Origin of the sequence: Mycobacterium sp. (genome assembly GCF_039583805.1) — a bacterium.
GTDB lineage: Bacteria > Actinomycetota > Actinomycetes > Mycobacteriales > Mycobacteriaceae > Mycobacterium.
Genome location: NZ_JAVKSH010000073.1, coordinates 1 through 20,309, shown reverse-complemented (window position 1 = coordinate 20,309; position 20,309 = coordinate 1). Strand labels below are relative to the sequence as shown.

The 20,309-nt window shown below is 69.6% G+C and carries 17 protein-coding genes and 3 pseudogenes; 4 read left to right on the top strand and 16 right to left on the bottom strand.

The window, feature by feature from the left end; translation table 11 throughout:
• Positions 1-194 (top strand): annotated as a pseudogene (locus ABDW21_RS11340) (TerC family protein); the annotation flags it as partial.
• A 94-nt stretch (positions 195-288) separates the two neighbouring features.
• Here the strand turns inward: ABDW21_RS11340 and ABDW21_RS11335 are convergent.
• Positions 289-1,449: an acyl-CoA dehydrogenase family protein gene (locus ABDW21_RS11335; RefSeq protein ID WP_343601296.1), complete on the bottom strand. Its 1,161-nt coding sequence runs from the start codon at positions 1,447-1,449 to the stop codon at positions 289-291.
• 191 nt (positions 1,450-1,640) lie between these two features.
• On the opposite strand from ABDW21_RS11335, the gene ABDW21_RS11330 reads away from it, so the two are divergent.
• Complete coding sequence (locus tag ABDW21_RS11330) at positions 1,641-2,036, top strand: hypothetical protein (RefSeq protein WP_343601297.1); 396 nt, start codon at positions 1,641-1,643, stop codon at positions 2,034-2,036.
• A 5-nt stretch (positions 2,037-2,041) separates the two neighbouring features.
• Here ABDW21_RS11330 and hflX read toward each other — a convergent pair whose 3' ends face one another.
• The 7 genes from hflX to ABDW21_RS11295 all read right to left on the bottom strand — a co-directional run bounded on the left by hflX (position 2,042) and on the right by ABDW21_RS11295 (position 10,587).
• Entirely contained in the window at positions 2,042-3,490 is a 1,449-nt protein-coding gene (gene hflX / locus ABDW21_RS11325) for a GTPase HflX (RefSeq protein WP_343601298.1), read from the bottom strand.
• The gene (gene dapF / locus ABDW21_RS11320) at positions 3,472-4,338 is read right to left on the bottom strand and encodes a diaminopimelate epimerase (RefSeq protein ID WP_343601300.1); all 867 of its coding nucleotides are present in this window, start codon (positions 4,336-4,338) and stop codon (positions 3,472-3,474) included. The genes hflX and dapF overlap by 19 nt, the downstream gene beginning before the upstream one ends.
• Positions 4,335-5,231, bottom strand: a complete 897-nt coding sequence (miaA, locus tag ABDW21_RS11315) for a tRNA (adenosine(37)-N6)-dimethylallyltransferase MiaA (protein WP_343601302.1) — start codon at positions 5,229-5,231, stop codon at positions 4,335-4,337. The genes dapF and miaA overlap by 4 nt, the downstream gene beginning before the upstream one ends.
• A complete protein-coding gene (locus tag ABDW21_RS11310) occupies positions 5,228-6,082 on the bottom strand; it encodes a hypothetical protein (RefSeq protein ID WP_343710458.1) in 855 nt (284 codons plus the stop codon). Before ABDW21_RS11310 ends, miaA begins: the two co-directional genes overlap by 4 nt.
• A 14-nt stretch (positions 6,083-6,096) precedes the next feature.
• Entirely contained in the window at positions 6,097-7,011 is a 915-nt protein-coding gene (locus ABDW21_RS11305; protein ID WP_343601303.1) for a DMT family transporter, read from the bottom strand.
• Between the two features lie 157 nt (positions 7,012-7,168).
• On the bottom strand, positions 7,169-9,565 hold the full coding sequence (locus ABDW21_RS11300; RefSeq protein WP_343601304.1) for a cellulase family glycosylhydrolase: 2,397 nt from the start codon (positions 9,563-9,565) through the stop codon (positions 7,169-7,171).
• Between the two features lie 125 nt (positions 9,566-9,690).
• A complete protein-coding gene (locus ABDW21_RS11295) occupies positions 9,691-10,587 on the bottom strand; it encodes a DMT family transporter (RefSeq protein WP_343601305.1) in 897 nt (298 codons plus the stop codon).
• A gap of 209 nt (positions 10,588-10,796) precedes the next feature.
• On the opposite strand from ABDW21_RS11295, the gene ABDW21_RS11290 reads away from it, so the two are divergent.
• Positions 10,797-12,104: a DUF349 domain-containing protein gene (locus ABDW21_RS11290; protein ID WP_343601306.1), complete on the top strand. Its 1,308-nt coding sequence runs from the start codon at positions 10,797-10,799 to the stop codon at positions 12,102-12,104.
• 95 nt (positions 12,105-12,199) lie between these two features.
• Here the strand turns inward: ABDW21_RS11290 and ABDW21_RS11285 are convergent, their stop codons facing one another.
• Positions 12,200-12,835: a hypothetical protein gene (locus ABDW21_RS11285; protein WP_343601307.1), complete on the bottom strand. Its 636-nt coding sequence runs from the start codon at positions 12,833-12,835 to the stop codon at positions 12,200-12,202.
• Entirely contained in the window at positions 12,832-14,325 is a 1,494-nt protein-coding gene (gene miaB / locus ABDW21_RS11280) for a tRNA (N6-isopentenyl adenosine(37)-C2)-methylthiotransferase MiaB (RefSeq protein ID WP_343601309.1), read from the bottom strand. Before miaB ends, ABDW21_RS11285 begins: the two co-directional genes overlap by 4 nt.
• A gap of 49 nt (positions 14,326-14,374) precedes the next feature.
• Between miaB and ABDW21_RS11275 the strand changes: the two genes are divergently transcribed.
• Positions 14,375-14,860 (top strand): hypothetical protein, encoded by a 486-nt coding sequence (locus tag ABDW21_RS11275; protein ID WP_343601311.1) that lies wholly within the window; start codon positions 14,375-14,377, stop codon positions 14,858-14,860.
• Here the strand turns inward: ABDW21_RS11275 and recX are convergent.
• The 6 genes and pseudogenes from recX to ABDW21_RS11245 form a co-directional block, all read right to left on the bottom strand.
• Positions 14,857-15,387: a recombination regulator RecX gene (gene recX, locus ABDW21_RS11270; RefSeq protein ID WP_343601313.1), complete on the bottom strand. Its 531-nt coding sequence runs from the start codon at positions 15,385-15,387 to the stop codon at positions 14,857-14,859. The genes ABDW21_RS11275 and recX overlap by 4 nt on opposite strands.
• Positions 15,353-18,826 (bottom strand): intein-containing recombinase RecA, encoded by a 3,474-nt coding sequence (gene recA, locus ABDW21_RS11265; protein WP_343601315.1) that lies wholly within the window; start codon positions 18,824-18,826, stop codon positions 15,353-15,355. The genes recX and recA overlap by 35 nt, the downstream gene beginning before the upstream one ends.
• Before the next feature lie 202 nt (positions 18,827-19,028).
• On the bottom strand, positions 19,029-19,424 hold the full coding sequence (locus ABDW21_RS11260) for a PIN domain-containing protein (protein ID WP_343601317.1): 396 nt from the start codon (positions 19,422-19,424) through the stop codon (positions 19,029-19,031).
• A complete protein-coding gene (locus tag ABDW21_RS11255; protein WP_343601319.1) occupies positions 19,421-19,711 on the bottom strand; it encodes a type II toxin-antitoxin system Phd/YefM family antitoxin in 291 nt (96 codons plus the stop codon). The genes ABDW21_RS11260 and ABDW21_RS11255 overlap by 4 nt, the downstream gene beginning before the upstream one ends.
• 91 nt (positions 19,712-19,802) lie before the next feature.
• Positions 19,803-20,053: pseudogene (locus tag ABDW21_RS11250) on the bottom strand (VapC toxin family PIN domain ribonuclease); the annotation flags it as partial.
• Positions 20,046-20,240 (bottom strand): annotated as a pseudogene (locus tag ABDW21_RS11245) (AbrB/MazE/SpoVT family DNA-binding domain-containing protein); the annotation flags it as partial. The pseudogenes ABDW21_RS11250 and ABDW21_RS11245, both read right to left, overlap by 8 nt.
• Positions 20,241-20,309 lie beyond the last annotated feature (69 nt).

The following is a 20,309-nucleotide window of genomic DNA, read 5'->3' as shown; positions in this document are numbered from 1 at the left end:
CCCGAGCCCGCCGCCACGCGGCGGAGTACCTCGACGCCGGCTCCGACGTCGATCCGGCCGAACGGGAGAGGACTTTCGCCCGGCTGCTCGCCGACGAGCGACACATCGACGCTTTCCCGGCACGATACCGCTCGGCGGCCCGCGACGAGCTGACCACGCTGATCGAGCGGGCCCATCGGGTGCACGACGCCTAGCCTGTGCGCCGCGAAAGTGCACCTGGCAACGCATTTTCCGACAAGCGGCGCCGCCGAATGCACTTTCGCGGAGTGCACCGTCGCGAGATCGGGGTCAGACTCCCAGTCCGCGCCCGATGATCTCCTTCATGATCTCGGTGGTGCCGCCGTAGATTGTCTGCACCCGGGCGTCGAGATAGGCTCGCGCGACGTCGTATTCGCGCATGTAGCCGTAGCCGCCGTGCAGCTGCAGGCAGCGGTCGATCAGATGCACCTGCTTCTCGGTGGAATACCACTTGGCCATCGCGGCCTGCTCGGCGGTGAGCTTCTCGTCGAGATGCAGCCGGATGAACTCGTCGACCATGATCCGCACCACGGTGGCTTCGGTGGCCAGTTCGGCCAGCAGGAACCGGCTGTTCTGGAAGCTGCCGATCGACTTGCCGAAAGCCTTGCGTTCCTTGGTGTACTGCAGGGTGTCCTCCAGCACTGCCTCCATCGCGGCGGCGGCCATAATGGCGATCGAGATGCGCTCCTGCGGCAGGTTCTGCATCAGGTAGATGAACCCCATGCCCTGCTCGCCGAGCAGGTTCTCCGCCGGAACCGTGACGTCGGTGAACGACAGCTCGGCGGTGTCCTGGGCGTCCAGGCCGATCTTGTCCAGGTGCCGGCCGCGCTCGAAGCCCTCCATGCCGCGCTCGACCACCAGCAGCGAAAAGCCCTGCGCGCCTTTGTCCGGGTCGGTTTGCGCCACCACGATCACCAGGTCGGAGTTGATGCCGTTGGTGATGAACGTCTTGGACCCGTTGAGCACATAGTGGTCGCCGTGTTTGACCGCCCGGGTCTTGATGCCCTGCAGGTCGCTGCCGGTGCCCGGCTCGGTCATGGCGATCGCGGTGATCAGCTCCCCGGTGCAGAACTTGGGCAGCCAGCGCTGCTTCTGCTCCTCGGTGGTCAGCCGCAGCAGGTACGGTGCGATCACGTCGTTGTGCAGCCCGAAGCCGATCCCGCTGTGCCGGCCCGCGGCGGTTTCCTCGGTGATGATCGTGTTGTAGCGGAAGTCGGGGTTGCCGCCGCCGCCGTACTCCTCGGGCACGGCCATGCCGAGGAACCCCTGCTTGCCGGCCTCCAGCCAGACGCCGCGATCGACGATCTTGGCCTTCTCCCACTCCTCGCGGTGGGGGGCGGCGTGGCGGTCCAGGAAGGCCCGGTAGGACTCGCGGAACAGTTCGTGCTCGGGCTCGAAGAGCGTGCGCTGGTATTTGACGGCGTTACCCATGGTGACCTCCGGCGGGGTGGGAACTCTGCCGCCCAAGATATACCAACCGGGTGGTTGGTTGGCGGTACGGGCGGCCGGACGGACGCGGTCAGACCGTGACGCCCTTCTCACTCCGACATGCTGCGCGGGGGTCGATCAAGTCTGTGGATCAACCGACGCATCGAGGCCGGTCCAACGGTAGGCTCGCGATCATGCCGCCAGACGATCTGGAACCCCGGGTGTCCGCGCTGGAAACGCAGGTCCACCAGCTCTCCGAGCGGGTCCGCGCCAGCGAACACGACGCCGCAGCCGCGCGCATCCTGGCCGGCGCCACCGAGCGCGACACCGGTACGCTCAGCGGCGAACTGCGCGACTTCCGCCGCGCCGCCACCGCCGGCTTCAACACCCTCCGGGAGGACCTCACCGACCTACGTGGCAACGTCACGGAGCTACGTGCAGACCTCACCGACCTACGCGGGTACGTCGATGAACAATTCGGCCGGGTCAACAACGGATTCATCGAGATGCGCGGCAAGTTCGATGCCACAGCCGTCGGCCAGCAGCGTATCGTCGAACTCCTCGAAGGACTCATCGCCGGCCAAGGCTGACCGGTCTACGACGTCGCCCCCTGACCATCGACCGAGAACTCGCGCAAACTGGCGGCCAGCGCCACCGGCACCCGCGCGGTGATGCGGGTGCCCTCGCCGATGTGCTCGGTGTGCTGTACCCGGCCCTCGTCGTGCACTCGAGCCACCAAATCTCCTCGGGTGTAGGGGATTACGACGTCGACGGCGGTGTCGGTCGGGCCGGCGAGCTCGGCCATCCGCCGGCGCAGCGCGCCGATCCCGTCGCCGGTGCGCGCCGAGACGAACACCGCGTCCGGCAGCGCGCGCCGCAGCTGAGCCAAGGCCAGGTCGCCGGCAGCGTCGATCTTGTTGACCACCAACAGTTCCGGCGCGGGCCGGCCGTCGTGCTCGGCGATCACCTCGGAGAGCACCTCGCGGACCGCGCTGATCTGCGCCAGCGGGTTGACGTCGGCGCCGTCGACGACGTGCACCAGCAGGTCGGCGTCGACCACCTCCTCCAGCGTGGAACGGAACGCCTCCACCAGCTGGGTGGGCAGATGCCGGACGAACCCGACGGTGTCGCTGAGCACGAACGGCCGCGCCACCCTCGAATCGGGGTCGAATTCCCCACGGCGCGTTGTTGGTTCGAGGGTGGCGAACAGTGCGTCGGCAACCAGCACCCCGGCGCCGGTGAGCGCGTTGAGCAGACTGGACTTGCCGGCGTTGGTGTAGCCGACGATCGCGATGGACACCGCGTCGCTGGCCAGCCGGCGGTGCCGCTGGGTGTCGCGGACCCGCTTCATGGCCGCGATGTCGCGGCGCAGCTTGGCCATTCGCTGCCGGATGCGCCGTCGGTCGGTCTCGATCTTGGTCTCACCCGGGCCGCGCAGACCCACTCCCCCGCCGCTGCCGCCGGCACGCCCGCCGGCCTGCCGCGACATCGACTCGCCCCAGCCGCGCAGCCGCGGCAGCATGTACTCCATCTGCGCCAGCGACACCTGCGCTTTGCCTTCGCGGCTGGTGGCGTGCTGGGCGAAGATGTCCAGGATCAGCGCGGTACGGTCGATCACCTTGACCTTGACGGCCTTCTCCAGTGCCGTCAGCTGCGCCGGGGACAGCTCGCCGTCGCAGATCACGGTGTCGGCGCCGCTGGCCAGCACCGCGTCGCGCAGCTCGGCGGCCTTGCCGGAGCCGATGTAGGTCGACGGGTCGGGTTTGTCGCGGCGCTGGATCAACCCGTCGAGCACCTGCGAACCGGCGGTCTCGGCGAGTGCGGCCAGCTCGGCCAGGCTGGCCGCCGCGTCGGCGGCGCTGCCCTCGGTCCACACCCCGACCAGCACCACCCGCTCCAGGCGCAGCTGGCGGTACTCGACTTCGGAGACGTCGGCGAGCTCGGTGGACAGCCCCGCCACCCGGCGCAGCGCCGAGCGGTCGTCGAGCGCCATTTCGCCTGTGCTGGGCGTCAATTCGGGTTGCGTCAGATCGACCGCCACCATTCGTCGGCCAGTTCGCCGCGCGCCACCAGCACCGACGGCCCACGCAGGTAGCTGGTGGCCTCGGTGACGGTGACGACGACCTCGCCGCCGGGCACCCGCACGGTCAACGTGCCGGTGGTCACGCCGGTGTGCGCAAGGGCGGCGACGGCGGCTGCCACGGTCCCGGTGCCGCAGGAGCGGGTTTCGCCGACACCGCGCTCGTGCACCCGCATCGACACGGCCCCGTCGGCGGGCGCGGTGAGCACTTCGACGTTGGCGCCGTCGGGGAACTGGGTGTGGTCGTAGCTCAGCGGGGCTGAAACATCCAGCGCCGCAAGCTCTTCAAAGGTCAACGCCGGGTCGAGGCAGGCCAGGTGCGGGTTGCCGACGTCGACGGCCACCCCGTCGAATCGCCGGCCGCCGACGACGGCGGTCCCGGCACCCAGCCGGTTGACCTTGCCCATGTCCACGGTGACGTCGGCACGCATCCCGTCGGCGCGGTGCACCACGACCGGCCGCGGCCCGGCCGGTGAGCCGACCACGAACTCGTCACGCGACTCCAGCCCGGCCGCCCGCAGGTAGTGCGCGAACACCCGGGCGCCGTTGCCGCACATCTGCGCCGTCGACCCGTCGGCGTTGCGGTAGTCCATGAACCAGTCCGCCGCGCCGACGCCGTCGGGCAGGCGATCCAGCACCCCGGCGGCCACGGCGGCGCCGGCGGTGGTGACCCGCAGCACCCCGTCCGCACCGAGGCCGCGGCGCCGGTCGCACAGCGCGGCCACCGCCGCCGGCCGCAGAACCAGCGTCGCATCCGGGTCGGGCAGCACCACGAAGTCGTTCTGCGTGCCGTGGCCTTTGGCGAAGATCACCAGCTCAGGATACGCAGCACGTCGTCGACGGTGCAGGTCGCCGCGTCGAGCCAGCGGATCCGGTGGTCGCGGCGAAACCACGACCGCTGCCGTCGCACGTAGCGGCGGGTGGCGCGCAACGTCGGTTCCCGGGCGCCGTCGCCGGTGCCGCCCGCGTCGAGGTCGGCGATCACCTGCGCATAACCCAGCGCCCGGGATGCCGTAACACCGTCGCGCAGCCCGCGGCCCAGTAGCCCGCGCACCTCGTCGACCAGGCCGTGGGAGAACATCGCGTCGGTCCGCCTGGCCAGTCGGTCGTCGAGAAGCTCTGTGGCGCAGTCTAATCCAATGATCGCGGTGTCCCAGCGGGGTGCGCCGACGATCGGTGCCGACGCCGCGAACGGGCGCCCGGTCAGCTCCACCACCTCCAGCGCGCGCACGATACGCCGGGAATCGGTGGGCAGGATCGCGGCCGCGGCGGCCGGATCGCGGCGGGCCAGTTCGGCGTGCAGTGCCGCTACCCCGGCCCCAGCCAGCCGCTGCTCCCAACGAGCGCGCACCGCCGGGTCGGTGGCCGGGAACGACCAGTCGTCGAGCAGCGACTGCACATAGAGCATCGACCCGCCCACCACGATCGGGACGCATCCCCGCGCCGCGATCGCCTCGACGTCGCGGGCAGCGGCCCGCTGATAGCGCGCGACGGTCGCGGTATCGGTGACGGCCAGCACGTCGAGCTGGTGGTGCGGGATACCGCGGCGCCGCGCGAGCGGCAGTTTCGCGGTGCCGATGTCCATGCCGCGGTAGAGCTGCATCGCGTCGGCGTTCACGATCTCGCCGCCGACCCGTTCGGCGACCCGCAGTGCCAGCTCCGACTTGCCGGTGCCGGTCGGACCGACGATCGCCAGCGGCCTCACGGCTGCCAGACGCCGGCGAAGTACCCCACCCCGTAGGGCGCTCCGCGGTAGAGCTCCTCGACTGACCGCGGCCCCGGCCCGGCCAGACCGGCCAGCACCTGATAGGCCACCCGCCCGACAACCTGGTCGGGCAGCGTCGCCAACGCGGCGGTGTCACCGGCCGCCAACGCGTCGTCGAGCGCGAGCTGAACCTCGACGTCCTCGGGGTGGTGGCCGCCGGGCGCGGCCGCGGTCAGGGTGTTTGCGCCGTCGGCGACGACGAGCACGCCGGTCGGCTCGGCGGTCCGGTCGATGTCGGCCCGCAGCTGCCTGCCCTGCGCCAGCGCCGCGTCGACGGTGTGGTCCTGCGCGTAGACGCGGACCTCGGCGCGCGCGCCGGGCGCGGCCTGACCGCGCACCCAGGCCGCGAACACCGCGCACAGCGGCAGGTCGCCGCGCTGGCGATCGCCACAGGACATCGGTGGCGACCCGCTGCGCCCGGCTTCGCCGCGCTGGCGATCGCCACAGGACATCGGTGGCGACCCGCTGCGCCCGGCTTCGCCGCGCTGGCGATCGCCACGGGACATCGGTGGCGACCCGCTGCGCCCGGCTTCGCCGCGCTGGCGATCGCCACGGGACATCGGTCCGAGCCGCACCGTCACGTCGGCTCCGAAGCCGGCGAACGTGCCGACGTGTGCGGGGCTGACGACGGCGTCCGCAAGGCCGACGCCGAGCGCCACCCACCGCGGCGGCAGCGCGGCGGCCGCGGCGATCACGGCCGCCCGCAGGTCGGCCACCTCGGCCACCGCTGCTCCGGCGAGCTCGGGAACCAGCACCGGCGCCGACGGGATGATCGCGATGGCGCCCAACACGCCACCAAACTTAACTACGGTTGCGAGCGCGCTGCCGGCCGGCCGACGTGTGCCACGTCGCGGCCGGTGCGGGCGACCATGGTGGCGGCCTCCCCGCGGGCCAGCGCCACCGTCGCGATGATCACGACCGCGACCGCCCCGATGAGCACGAACACCTCCGGGCCGTCGGCGTCGAGCGTTTCGCCGAGCACCAGAACTCCCAGCGCCGACGCCACCACCGGCTTGGTCACCGTCAACGCGGGCATGGACGCGGTCAATGCTCCCGCCCGGAACGCCGACTGCTGAAAGATCATCCCCACCAGCGCGATCAATATCCAGGCGTAGAACTCCGGCGCGCGCAGCACCGCCCCGAAGCCGCCTTCCAGCACCTCGACGACACCCTTGGTCAGCACCGCGAACACCGCCAACGCCGAGCCGGCCACCACCGCCAGCAGCACCGCGGCGACCGGCCCCGGCCACGTCCGCGCGCCCAGCACGCACAGCACCAGCACCGGGACCATCACGACGCTCACCAGGATCCAGATTTCCAGCGAGGCCCGGGAGTGGCCGGCCGCCGGGTCGCCGACAATGACGACCACGGCCAGGGCAACCGCCAGCAGCGCCGCCCACATCCATTCCCAGCGTGTCACCCGGTGACTGGTCAGCCGTGCGTAGATCGGCAGCGCGAACAGCAGCGCCGCCACCTGCAGCGACGTCACCAACATCACCGATCCCAACGCGAGCGCCGCGGCCTGCAACGTGTAATTGGTGACTGCCCCCGCCGCGCCCATCCACCACCGCGGGTCGCGCAACGACATCAGGAAAAGCTCGATGTGGCCGACCGGGCGGTCGGTGATCTCCTGCGCGGAGCGCTGGCGGATCACATCACCGAACGCGGACGCCAGCGCGGCGCAGAGCGCGATCAACGCCGCGGCGTCGGCTCTCAGCATCCGGCGACCTCCTCACCGACGTCCGGCCTGGGCGCGCTCTTGGCGAACACGGTTACGCCAGTGCGCTGCAGGGCGTCCCGTTGCCCGCCCCGTCGGCGACGCCGCAAGATAGCCGCCAGCCTAACAGCGTGGCCGGTGCATCCGGTGTGCTGACGGGCTATCCGCCGCCGGTGGCGGGGCTCACGACGACGGTGACGTTGCCGGCGCCGCCGTCGGAGGAGACGACCAGCTCGGCGGCGTCGGCGGCCGAGACGACCTGCCCGCCGGTGACGCTCACCTGGTAGCCGTTCGGGTACTCGACGGACGGCACCGAGACGGTGGTCGGCGATCCGGCGGGGAAGCTGCCCACGCCGTCGGCCCGCCCGGTGGAGTAGCTGAACGCGAAGGTGTCGGTGCTGGAGTTGAACGACCAGGAATCCGGGGTGCCCGACACCACCTGCGGGTACGGCTCGGCCAGTGTCACCAGCTTCCCGGCGTCGACGTTGTCACCGACCGGCGGCTGGAACGGGTCGGTCACCAGCCCCTCGGTGTCCGGCGAGCCGGTGATGTCGTCGTAGCCGGTGAAGGCCCAATACGTCCAGCCGAACTGGTGCTCGGCGGCGGCCTGCTCCGTCGCGGCGGTGATGGTGAGGGCGTTGCCGCCGCCGAACTCGGTCATGAACGCCGGGATGCCGAGCGGCCCCGTGTACGCCTCGGCATTGTCGGTGACGAGGTCGAGGAACGGCCCGCACAGCGGGTTCAAGACGCTGCTGATGCTGCTGACGAAGCAGTAGTCGTGGAACGAGAAGACGGTGTTCGCAGCGTCCACCGTGCCCAGGTGGGTAGGCACCCCGTAGTCGAAGAGCACGTTCGGCTCGTAGAAGATCGGTGTGGTGGGGTCGACGGCCCGGATCGCCGACGCCACCTGGTCGTAGAACGGTGTCAGCTCCTGCTGGCCGAAGAAGGAGCTGCCCAGGACGGCCGGCAGCGTCTGCTCGCCCGGCCACGGCTCGTTCATCAGCTCGAAGCCGGCCACATCCGGGTTGGCTTTGAAGTAGTTCGCCACGTACTCCCACATCTGGGCGTAGTCGTTCTCCAGCCCAGCCCCGTTGGGCGTGTCGGCGTTGGCCCAGAACGCGTTCCAGGCGTGGTTCTCCGCAGGGTTGAGGACGTAGGTGTAGGGGAAGCCGACCTGGAAGTTGGGCTGTCCACCGGTCTGCGTCGCCCACGCCGGCGCACCCTCACCGCCGAACGTGCTGCTGTAGAGGTCCTGGTGCATGTCGAGGATGGTGACGATGCCGTGGTTGGCCAGGATCTGCACGGTCTGGTCGATCGACGCCAGGTACGCCTCGTTGAAGACGCCGGGCTGGGGTTCCACCCCGGCCCAGATGACGCCCAGCCGCACCGCATTGAAACCGTTGGCGGCCAGGAACGCCGCGTCCTGGTTGGTGAACCCGCCCGCGGACGGCTCGTAGGGCGCCACCTTGTACACCTCGTTGAGCCCGTGCAGGATGACGACCTGTCCGTCGGTGTCGGTGAGCCACGTGCCGGTGGTGCCGATGGGCAGCGTCAGCCCGTCGGAGCCGGTGGTCGGGGCGGGGCCCGACGGGGCGCCGTCCAGCGCGCCGGGCTGGCCGACCGCGCCGTGGACCCCGAGCAGCCCGGCGTTGCCGCCCGCCCCGCCGAGGGCGGGCAGGTCGAGGGGGTTGTCGCCGTCGCCGCCGGGGCCGCCGGCCCCGCCGCTGCCGAACAGCCCGATGGCGTTGCCGCCGTTACCGCCGCCGTCACCGGTGCCGCCGGCTCCGCCGTTGCCGCCGACGCCGAACAGCACGCCGGGCGCGGCGCCGCCGGAACCGCCGGGGTCGCCCACACCGCCCGGTCCGCCCAGGCCGCCGGCGCCGCCGGCCCCGCCGACACCCATCAGCACACCGCCGGCCCCGCCGTTGCCGCCGGCGACACCGACGCCGCCGGGACCGCCGCCGCCGCCGGCCCCGCCGTCGCCGATCAGCCCTGCTGATCCGCCGCTACCCCCGCCCAGGCCGGCATAGGTGCTGGTCCAGCCCGGCCCGCCGTCGCCGAACAGCCATCCGCCGTCGCCGCCGTCGGGATGTGCCGCGGTCCCGGCCGCGCCGTTGCCGATCAGGTCGCGCCCGGTCAGCAAGGTGAACGGCGTGTTTATCACGTCGTCGACCTGCTGACCGACGGGGCTTGCGATCCAGCCTTGCAGGCCGGCGTGGATCGGGGTGTAGACGACCTGCTGGAACAACGCGGTCGGGTCGGGAATCGACGACCCGGATGCCGCCGGGTCGACCAGGCCGGCCAGGGCGGCATCCCAGTGGGCGGGGTCGAACAACGAGTCCCACGCCGCGGACGTCGACAACGCGGCCGAGTCGAGAGTGCTCGTCGCCGCGCCCACGACCGGCGCGAGGATCGAATCGATCACGCCGTCGACGACGTCGGCCCGCGCCGGCGGTGCGGCCGCCAGCGGAGTCGTCCACAGGGCCAGGAACGCGCCCACTGCTGAGCCGGCGCCGACGGCACGCGCCCGCCGTCTGATGCTGCAGTGACCAGCCACCTGCGATGGGGACCTTCCCTTGGCCGCGCCGGTTGGTGTCCGGCGTCATAGTATCCGGGCGGCATGCGCAAAGTCGGGTCATCGGCGAGTTCAGCGGCCGGCGCGCTGTCTGGGCGTGCCGGCGGCTACGCCGGTTGCCGATCGGCGGGGGCCGCACCGTCGGCCAGGTGCTTCGTCGCGGCCTCGCTGCGCGCCAGCGCCACGGTGGCCGCCACCATCGTCAGCACCGCGGCCGCCAGCACGAACCACCCCGCACCGCGGGTGTGCAGGGTCTCGCCCAGCACGACGACGCCCAGCGCCGCGCCGACGACGGGCTCGCTCACCGTCATGGTGGGCAGCGACGCGGTCAGCGCCCCGGCCCGAAACGCCGACTGCTGCCAGCTGGTGGCGGCCACCGCGACCAGCGCCCAGACGTAGAGCTCCGGGAGCCGCAGCAGCGTCCAGAACCCGTGTCCGAGCTCCCCGACAACGCCCTTGGTGAGCACCGCGAGCAGGCCCCACAGCGCACCCGACACCAGCGCCAGCAGCACCGCCGCGACCCGGCCGCCCGCTATCCGGGCGCCGACCACGCACGCCACCAGGGCCGGGACCATCACCACCGCCACGCCGGTCCAGATCTTCAACGACGCCCGCGATACGCCGGCCTGCGGGTCCCCGATCGTGACGATCAGGGCCACCGCCGCCGCCAGCAGCACCGCCCACACCCACTGTCGGCGGGTCGGCGGCCGGTGCGACAACCGCGCGCTGACCAGCAGCGCGAACAGCAGCGAGCTGACCAGCAGCGCCTGCACCAGCAGCACCGAACCCAGGCCCAGTGCCGCGGCCTGGAACGCGAAGCCGCCGGTTGATGCCAGGCTGCCCAGCCACCAGCGCCGGTCGCGCAGCAACCTGGCGAACAACCCGGCGTTGCCGACCGGTTCGTCGGTCACCTCGTGGGCGCTGCGCTGTTGCATCACGTCGCCGATCGCGATGAACAGCGCCGCAGCCAGCGCAAGCAGGGCGGCGATGTCGGCCCTGGCCATGGACACCCTCCTCGTCGTCAGCCTCTGGCACCCTGTGCGACCTCGCGCGCCACGATGTCGCACGGACCGTTCGGGGCGCAAACGAATGCCGTGCCGCCGGTGCAGCTGTTTGAATACCGGGTGGGGCCGGCGGCCCCGCAGCGCAGCAGACGGCGCCGCGATGCGCGGCAGGTGCGCGGGGCGACCCGTGTGAAGGGCAGGTGACGGTGATGACCCACGACGAGTCCCCGGTTCCCGGGCCGGTTCCCCGTCCGGGACCGCGTCCCGGGGCTCGGCCGGCATCCCGCCCGGTCCCTATGGCGCCGCCGCCGGCCAGCGACCCGCACCGGTTCGGCCGTGTCGACGCGGACGGCACGGTGTGGCTGGTCACCGCGGCCGGCGAGCGTGTCGTCGGGTCGTGGCAGGCCGGCGACACCGAGGCCGCGTTCACCCATTTCGGGCGCCGCTTCGACGACCTGAGCACCGAGGTCGCGCTGATGGAGGAGCGGTTGGCGTCGGGCAGCGGCCACGCCCCCAAGATCAAGGCCGCCGCCGCGGCGTTGGCCGAGGCGTTGCCGACGGCGAGTGTGCTCGGTGACGTCGACGCGCTGGCTGCCCGGCTGGCCGCCGTCGGCGAGCGAGCCGAAGCGGCCGCCGCCGCCGATCGCGCCCGGCGCGACGAACGCCGCGCCGCCCAGACCGCCCGCAAGCAGGCGCTTGCCGCCGAGGCCGAGGAGCTGGCCGCCGCGTCGACGCAGTGGAAAGCCGCCGGCGACCGGCTGCGCGCCATCCTCGACGAGTGGAAGACGATCGGCGGGCTGGACCGCAAGACCGACGACGCGCTGTGGAAGCGGTACGCGGCGGCGCGGGAGACGTTCAACCGGCGGCGCGGAGCGCATTTCGCCGAGCTGGACCGGGAACGCGCCGGCGCCCGCGAGGTCAAGGAACGGCTCTGCGCGCGGGCCGAGGAGCTGGCCGGCTCGACGGACTGGGCCGCCACCAGCGCGGCGTTCCGCGAGCTGCTCGCCGAATGGAAGACGGCAGGGCGGGCGGCGCGCGACGTCGACGACGCGTTGTGGCGCCGTTTCAAAGCCGCCCAGGACAGCTTCTTCGCGGCGCGCAACGCCGTGAGCGCCGACCGTGACGCGGATCTGCGGGCCAACGCCGCCGCCAAGGAGGCGCTGCTGGCCGAGGCCGAGCGGCTGGACCCGGCCAACCACGAGGCCGCCCGTGCCGCGCTGCGGACCATCGTGGCGAAGTGGGACGCCGTCGGCAAGGCGCCCAAGGAGCGGTCGGCCGAGCTGGAGCGGCGGCTGCGCGCCGTCGAGAAGAAGGTGCGTGGGGCCGGCGAGCCGGACCGGACGGACCCGCAGGCGCTGGCCCGCGCCGAGCAGTTCCGCGCCCGCGCCGAGCGGTTCGAGCGCCAAGCCGCCAAAGCCGAGGCCGCGGGCCGCAGCAAGGACGCCGACGAGGCGCGGGCCGGCGCCGAGCAGTGGCGGCAGTGGGCGGACGCCGCCGCCAAGGCGCTGAAGTCCTGACCTCGGCGCCCGCGGGCGACCTTCGCGCGCCGAGTGTGCAGTTTTTCGCGGCGATTTCGCGTTTTCGCAGTCCAAAACCTGCACAGTCGGCGGGTCTAGGGCGACTCGGCGCCGGGCGGCGTCTGGTCGTCGGCGCCAGGCGGCGTCTGGTGGTCGGCGCCAGGCGGCGTCTGGTGGTCGGTGTCCTCCAGCGTTTCCAGCAGCGTGCGTGTCTGCTGCTCGGCGGCGGCGCGGCGGCGCTGCTGCTCGGCGGCCAGTTGCACGACGGTGCGCGACCACACCAGGCGGGCCCAGTGGAAGGTCAGCAGGATCACGCTGACCCACGCCACGAGAAGCCCCACCCCCGGCCCGGGATGCCCCGCGGCCACGGTCTGGCGCGACCAGACGGCCAGCAGGCCGGCGGCGCTGGCCAGCGCCGACCCCGCCAACGCCAGCCAGGCCAGTCCCCAGCGCCGGGTCAGCAGCGCCAGCATCGAAAAGCCGACGCCGAAGACCAGCGCCAGCCAGCCGAACACCCGCGACGGCAGCGCCACGGCCGCCGCGGCGGCGTCGTCGCCGCCGAACAGCACGTCCCAGCCGCGGACGTTGCCGGTGTGCGGCAGGATGAACGAGCCCAACAGCACGAACACCAGAATGGACACCACCACAGCCCTTGCGCCGGGCTCGATTTCGCGAGCGACGCGCCGTTCGGCGGCTTCGATGTCGGCCTTGTACGCGTCGAAGTCGTTCATCGGCTGCACCCGGCGCTGTGCGCGGCGGGCCGCCCGACGCCGGGCATGCCGAGGCCCACGCCGCGGGGGGTTTGCCCGGCCGCGTAGCTGTCACCGGCACGGGTGCGGCGGTGGGTGATGACGCCGGCGTCGGCGACGAGGTGATGCGGTGCGGCGTCGGTGACCGTCGTGGTGACGACGTCGCCGGGCCTGATCTTCCGCTCCCCGGGCGTGACGTGCACCAGCCGGCCGTCGCGCGCGCGTCCGCTCATCCGCGCGGTACGGCTGTCCTTGCGGCCTTCGCCGGCGGCGACGAGCAGCTCGACGGTCTGCCCGATCCGGGCGCGGTTCTCCGCCAGGGAGATCTGCTCCTGCAGCGCGACGAGCCGCTCGTAGCGTTCCTGCACCACGGCTTTGGGCAGCTGCCCGGGCAGCTCGGCGGCGGGTGTGCCGGGCCGCGGGGAGTACTGGAAGGTGAACGCGCCGGCGAACCGGGCCTGCCGCACCACGTCGAGGGTGGCCGCGAAGTCTTCCTCGGTCTCGCCGGGAAAGCCGACGATCACATCGGTGGTGATCGCCGCGTGCGGCATGGCCGCCCGGACCCGGTCGACGATGCCCAGGTAGCGCTCGGCACGGTAGGAGCGCCGCATCGCGCGCAGGATCGCATCCGAGCCGGACTGCAGCGGCATGTGCAGGGCCGGGCACACGTTGGGAGTCTGCGCCATCGCCTCGATGACGTCGTCGGTGAATTCAGCGGGATGCGGGGAGGTGAACCGCACCCGCTCCAGCCCGTCGATACTCCCGCAGGCCCGCAGCAGGTCGGCGAAGGCGCCGCGGTTGCGGGGCAACCGGTTGTCGGCGAATGACACCCCGTAGGCGTTGACGTTCTGGCCGAGCAGCGTGATCTCCAGCACGCCGTCGGCGACCAGCGCCTCGATTTCGGCCAGAATGTCGTCGGGGCTGCGGTCGACCTCCTTGCCCCGCAGCGACGGCACGATGCAGAACGTGCAGCTGTTGTTGCAGCCGACGGAGATGGAAACCCAAGCGGCGTAGGCGGATTCGCGTGCAGTGGGCAGGTCGGACGGGAATTGTGTCAGTGCTTCGGCGATTTCCACCTGGGCCACCCGGTTGTACCGGGCACGCTCGAGCAGGGTGGGCAGCGATCCAATGTTGTGCGTGCCGAACACGACGTCCACCCACGGCGCGCGGTGCAGCACGGCGTCGCGGTCCTTCTGGGCCAGGCAGCCGCCGACGGCGATCTGCATTGCCGGGTTGCTGCGCTTACGCGGCGCCAGATGGCTGAGGTTGCCGTACAGCTTGTTGTCGGCGTTCTCCCGGACCGCGCAGGTGTTGAAGACGACCACGTCGGCGTCGGCGCCGTCGGCTGCCCGCCGATAGCCCGCGGACTCCAACAATCCGGCCAGCCGCTCGGAGTCGTGCACGTTCATCTGGCAGCCGTAGGTGCGGACCTGATAGGTCCGCACCGTCTCTGGTGCCAGCGTCGACGTCACGGCGCCATGGTACGGCGATACGGCCGGGCGGGCGGAATAGGCTGCCGTGATGGCCGCGGCGTTCCAGGACCAGATACCGAACAACTACTGCTGGGGGTGCGGTGCCGACAACCCGGCCGGTTTGCATCTGAAGAGCTATTGGGACGGCGAACGGGCTGTCGCCGAATGGACTCCGCGCGCAGAGTTCGCCGCGGGTCCTCGGCACGTCCTCAACGGCGGGATCATCGCGACGGTGCTGGACTGCCACGGCGTGTGCACCGCGATAGCCGACGCCTACCGGCGAGAGGGGCGCGAGATCGGCAGCGAACCCGAGATCTGGCACGCGACCGTGTCGATGTCTGTCGGCTACCTGCGCCCGACTCCGATCAGCGGGGTGATCCAGCTGAGCGCCCGGGTGGTCGACGCCGGTCATGGTGGCACAACAGTGGAATGCGTTCTCGCCGCAGCAGGCAAGGACCGTGTGCGGGCGACGGTTGCCTCCAAGCGGGTGTCCGACGAGTGGCGGCACGGCTCACCCTCCGGGCGCTCGGGCTAGACCCGGCGGCGCTCCCGTTCGGCGGCCACCTCGACGCTGACCACGTCGTAGGCCATCGTCTGGCTGTAGCCGCGGCGCACCAGCATCGCCACCAGCCGGCGGCTGACCCGCATGCCGTCGCCGTCGTTCAGCGGCTCCCGCCGCAGCTTGGCCCGCACCAGCTGTTCGGCACGGTCGCGTTCGGCGCCGGCGTCGATGCCGTCGAGCACCGCGGTGATCACGCCGTTGTCGACGCCCCTGGTACGAAGCTCGGCGGCCAACGCGCGCTTGCCTTTTCCGGCGTTCGCCCGTCGTGAGCGCACCCATTGTTCGGCGAAGTCGGCGTCATCGACCAGACCGACAGCGGCCAACCGGTCCAGCACTTTCGTGCTGACGTCGTCGGGGTAGCCACGCTTGGCCAGCTGGCCTTGCAGCTCGGCTCGGGTGCGCGCTCGCGCGGTGAGCAGGCGCAGGCACAATGCCCGCGCCTGCTCCTCGCGGGACGCCGCCCCGTCAGAAGTCGACGGGGGCGGGCAGGACGCTGTCATCGGTCAACTCGTCCGTCACCACCGCGCCGATGCCGAGCTTTTCCTTGATCTTCTTCTCGATCTCGTTGGCCACGTCGGTGTTCTCCATCAGGAAGTTGCGGGCGTTCTCCTTGCCCTGGCCGAGCTGCTCGCCCTCGTAGGTGAACCAGGAGCCGGACTTGCGGATGAAGCCCTGATCCACGCCCATGTCGATCAGCGAGCCTTCCTTGCTGATTCCCTTGCCATACAGGATGTCAAACTCGGCCTGTTTGAACGGGGGGGCGCAGTTGTGTACGACAACGCCTTCCGCGACCAGGTTGTGCAGCTCCTCAACCTGGAGGTCGAACGTCCGGACCCGCCGCGTAGGCAGCACTTCCCGGATCACCGAGTACCGGAGTTCTTCCGCCAGCACACCATGCAAAAACTTGTCATCCAAGGCATCCGCGAGCGCCTGTAGACGATCTCTACGGAGCCGGCCGACACCTAACACCTGCTTCATACCGCCACGAGGGTTCCCGGCGCCGGTACCGATCATTGCTGCGGCCTCCTGCGCGGTCACACCACGCTCGGCAAGGTAATTCAGCACCGCATCGGCCACCTCCGCGGCCAGATACGTCGCCTGCGATCCACGCCGCCGCCCCCGCATAGCCTCTGGAATCGCCTGAATAAGGGTGCTGCCACGCGGGCCCCACATGGGAACTGCCTCTGCGAATGCTGTGACGTTCTCCATCCCGGCGATCCGGACCTCGAACACTTGACGCTTGCCCTGAACCCGTCGACCATTGATGATACTCGGCCGCTTCTGCGTCGGATTGTAATCTCGGACCGTGCTCACGATACCGAAACGCATTAGCAGCCAATGAATCTGGCGTGCAAGCTGTTCAGAGGTCGTCGAGAAGCCGACCCGAAGCGCTCCGGTCTGTTCCCGGCTCACCCAGCCGTCGCTTTCCAACAGGCCGAAGAGCAAATTGCCGACAACATCTGCGGCGGTGTCTGACTCGAAGAACCAGTTCGGAATCGTCTTCTCCCAGGCGAGCTTGCCGTAAATACCCGCCCGCCGGCAGAGCTCGAGGACACCGTTGCGCTCACCAGGTCGATGAGCGATCGCAAGTGACATGCGCCCCTGCGGATGAGCCGCACAACCAAGCGTCGCCGCGATTTGCGTCACGTCGTCAATGAGTGACTGCTGAACATTGATGAAGTTGACCGAACCACCCGCATGGCCATCCCCGATGCCATCCCCGATCAGATAGCCAAGCAGCCGTGCCTGATCCGCCGAAATCGGCGCACTGTCACCGAACCCGTCGAAGCGCCGCGGTTGCGCCACCCGGTCTCCCTTGCGCAGTTCCCCGGCCTGGCGCCAGCCGTACTCTGTCAGCACCTTGTGATCGGGTGTCGCCCACACAGTAGTGCCACCGGCGATCCGCAAGCCGATCACATCCTGCGTTCCCTGGTCGAACCAGGACACCACCGGCCGCGCATGCAGCGTTCCGTCCTTGGCCGCGGCCACGACATGGATTTGCTTTCGCCCATCGACAACATCCTCAATGCGATGAGTCGTACCGGTAACTGGATCGAAGATCCGAGTGCCCGCTGCGAGGCACTTGTTCTTGACGATCTTGGCCTTGGTGCGGTTACCGACCGCATCGGTGCCGTCCTTGAGCGTCTCAATTCGCCTGACATCCAGGCGAATTGAGGCATAAAACTTCAAAGCCTTTCCGCCCGTTGTTGTTTCAGGAGAGTTGTGCACCATCACCCCGTCGGCGAAGTAGTTGTGCGAGCCTTCGACCTCGATGTCGAAGCGGCTCATAATCGGGTAATCCATCTTCGGCTCGATCTCAGTGACGCGCGCCGGCATCAGTTGCATCGTGGGTGCAACAAACTGCGGTGCCACGCTGAACTGACCACGGAAGCGCGGCAAGAGCTTGTATGCCATTGACGGATGTATGTACGGCGCGATTAGCTCCTGGAACCTTGCAGTGGCCTGCGTAGAGAAGACCAGTACGGACTTACCTGCAGCACCAGCCTTCCGCAGTCGCACGTCCAGGCCTTGGGTGTCACGTAGATAGTCACGAAGACGCACCTGCGACCCCTCGCTCATTGCCTCAACACAAATCTCGATTCGCCCGCTACCACCTTGAGTGCGCTGCTGTAAGCCCTTGGACCGAAGGCTGAATGAACCGTCATCCATGTACCAAATAGCTAGCGCTAGTGGGGTTAGCGCCTTGAGGTACTCCTCGGAGAGGAACTTTTTGCGATCGTCCAAATACATCGCGCTCATCAGCTCATGGAGCTCGGAGAGTGGAGTGAAGTCTGCGAATACAGCTCCCTTTCCATTACTGGTGCGGCAGTGCGGAATGTTTTCCAGCAAGGAGACTTTCCAGTCGAGATATTCCGACTGCTTTGCTCCGTGCCCCATACGGAGTCGTGCGCTTTCTGAATCTTGTCGAACTGGACGAGATAGGCATCCGTCACCCATCAAGGATCCCAGTACGACTTCCCATTGCTGATCACTAAGCATGCTCGGTTGTGCCAACATCACGCGGTCACCAACGGCGATGTCTTCAGCTTCGCGCCAGCCGCCCCGGGTTCGAATAAGGTGATTTCGAGTCATGGCCAAGCTAGCGTGACCGCGACCTGTCCCACCCCCTGCTCGGTCGACTTTGAAGTGCAGAAACTCTTCGGTCTTGCCGTTGTTGAACCAGTTGGTCACCTTGCGCGGCACGATCCGGCCGGATTCGAAGTCGTACGACAAGACCTCGACATCCATCTTCTGGTTCACGATCTTTCCGAGCTTTTCAGTCGATCCGTCCGCAAGTGTGACGTTGGTATACCAGGATCCACACCCGAACATCACGCCGATCTTCTCCCGCAGCTGGTTGATGAAGATCGCCGTTGTGCCCGAATTGTTCAGCGCACCGGTCATTTTCCGCAGTGCCTGGCTCATCAGCCGGGCCTGCAAACCGACGTGACTGTCACCCATCTCGCCTTCGATCTCGGCCCGTGGCACCAGCGCCGCGACCGAGTCGATGACCAGGATGTCCAGCGCGCCGGAGCGGATCAGCATGTCGGCGATCTCCAGCGCCTGCTCGCCGGTGTCGGGCTGGGACACCAGCAGCGAATCAGTGTCGACGCCGAGCTTCTGGGCGTAATCGGGATCCAGCGCGTGCTCGGCGTCGATGAACGCTGCGATGCCGCCGGCGGCCTGGGCGTTGGCTACCGCGTGCAGGGCGACGGTCGTCTTCCCCGAGGACTCCGGGCCGTAGATCTCCACGATCCGGCCGCGCGGCAGGCCGCCGATGCCCAGGGCGACGTCGAGTGCGATGGACCCGGTCGGGATGACCGAGATCGGCTGACGCACCTCGTCACCGAGGCGCATCACCGAGCCTTTGCCGTAACTCTTCTCGATCTGGGCCATCGCCAGTTCGAGAGCCTTCTCGCGGTCGGGGGTTTGCGCCATGGTGCTACCTCTCGGTGTAGTCGGTGTTCGATCGACCGGTCCTGGTCGGTTGGCTGTGACGTTAGAACAGCCCACCGACAAGTACTCGTCGTCGAACACCGCCCACCCTAGCGAACGTGTGTTCGATGGCAAGCAGGCGCGCCGTCGTGTCGTCGGGAAGTCTGCCGGCACCGTCGCCACCAGCGAGGCGGTCGGCGGCGGATCACAGCGGAATCACCGTCAGCACTGTTTCCAGCCCGGTGAAGTCGTCGGGGTTCCGGGTCGCCAGCGCTGCGTTGTCGGCCACCGCCAGCGCTGCGATCATCACGTCGACTCGGCGCCATCCCCCGGCGGTTCGTCCGGCCGCGGCGATGGTGGCGCAGAGTTCGCGGTAGACATCGGCCTCGGTCTGCGTGAACGGCAGACCGTCGCCGTAGGCCTGGCGGAGCTGGACGAGGTCCACCCGCGCCCGGGCGGCAATCTGTGGGTCCGGGTGGGTGGTGCCCTCGCTGAACTCGGCGAATGCGATTGCGGAGACGAACAATTCGTGCTCACCCGGCGGCAGAAGATCCCACCGTGGGCGTTGGATCAGCAGGTTGGTGTCGAGGTGGATCTTCACGGGACGCCGACGCGCCCAGACTGATTCCGTCCCTGCTCGACCAGCCGCAGCATTTCCTCTTCGTATGTTGGCGGCTTCGGGCTGTCGTAGACGCCCGAATTGATGATCTGCGACGGGCTGGCGCCTGCGCGTTCCTTGACTGCTTGGGGACGGGCGTGCTGCTGTCTGCCGACGAGCACGCCGGTGTCCTTGCCGCGACTGGTGACCCGATAGGTGGCCCCACCCGCTGCTGCTTGGATGATTTGCGACGCGTTCTGACGAAGTTCGCGAATACCGACCTCTTTCACCACGCCAACGTAGCGTCTATGTGAAACATTGTTAGCACCTCAGTGATCCGGTCTCTCGCGGCCCGCAGGCTCCTGGCGGGCACGCGATTCGTCAGCTCGGCACGTCGAACTCCACCCGCAACCGCTGGTAGCTCTCGACGGCCCGCAGGTCCCGGGTCAACAGCGTCGCACCAGCGGCTTCCGCCGTTAATCCGACCAGCGCGCCGTAGCTCGCGCCACCGGTGACGCCGGTCAGGTGCGCATGCACGACGCCGGGGCAACACGATGCGGTGGCGGCAGGCGCGTCAGGACCGAATAGGTTTCCACGGCCGCGTGCGCGATCAGGTGAACGCAGCGGCCGAGCAACGAGCACCGAGCCCTCCCGCACGAGTTCGACGTCGGTCGGCGCTGGTTCGATCTCGACGCGCCCACCACGCTCGGTGATCTCCACCTGCTCGTTTCCGTGCAGGCCCAGGCGGTCCCGAATCCGCTTGGGAATCACCAGCCGTCCCGCCACGTCGATGGTTGTCCGCCTGGCGTGAAATCTGATATGGGGGAAAGTTTGTCAAGAGGGCAGGGTGAAGCGGCGGCCGCAACCGTCGTCGCGGCCGCCGCTTCG

Bases quoted from the DNA above. Each gene is read 5' to 3' on its own strand.
- ABDW21_RS11330 (WP_343601297.1), top strand. From the start codon at position 1,641: ATGCCGCCAGACGATCTGGAACCCCGGGTGTCCGCGCTGGAAACGCAG.
- ABDW21_RS11335 (WP_343601296.1), bottom strand. From the start codon at position 1,449: ATGGGTAACGCCGTCAAATACCAGCGCACGCTCTTCGAGCCCGAGCAC.
- ABDW21_RS11305 (WP_343601303.1), bottom strand. From the start codon at position 7,011: ATGCTGAGAGCCGACGCCGCGGCGTTGATCGCGCTCTGCGCCGCGCTG.
- ABDW21_RS11285 (WP_343601307.1), bottom strand. From the start codon at position 12,835: ATGAACGACTTCGACGCGTACAAGGCCGACATCGAAGCCGCCGAACGG.
- hflX (WP_343601298.1), bottom strand. From the start codon at position 3,490: ATGGTGGCGGTCGATCTGACGCAACCCGAATTGACGCCCAGCACAGGC.
- ABDW21_RS11290 (WP_343601306.1), top strand. From the start codon at position 10,797: ATGACCCACGACGAGTCCCCGGTTCCCGGGCCGGTTCCCCGTCCGGGA.
- recA (WP_343601315.1), bottom strand. From the start codon at position 18,826: ATGGCGCAAACCCCCGACCGCGAGAAGGCTCTCGAACTGGCGATGGCC.
- recX (WP_343601313.1), bottom strand. From the start codon at position 15,387: ATGACAGCGTCCTGCCCGCCCCCGTCGACTTCTGACGGGGCGGCGTCC.
- ABDW21_RS11275 (WP_343601311.1), top strand. From the start codon at position 14,375: ATGGCCGCGGCGTTCCAGGACCAGATACCGAACAACTACTGCTGGGGG.
- ABDW21_RS11295 (WP_343601305.1), bottom strand. From the start codon at position 10,587: ATGGCCAGGGCCGACATCGCCGCCCTGCTTGCGCTGGCTGCGGCGCTG.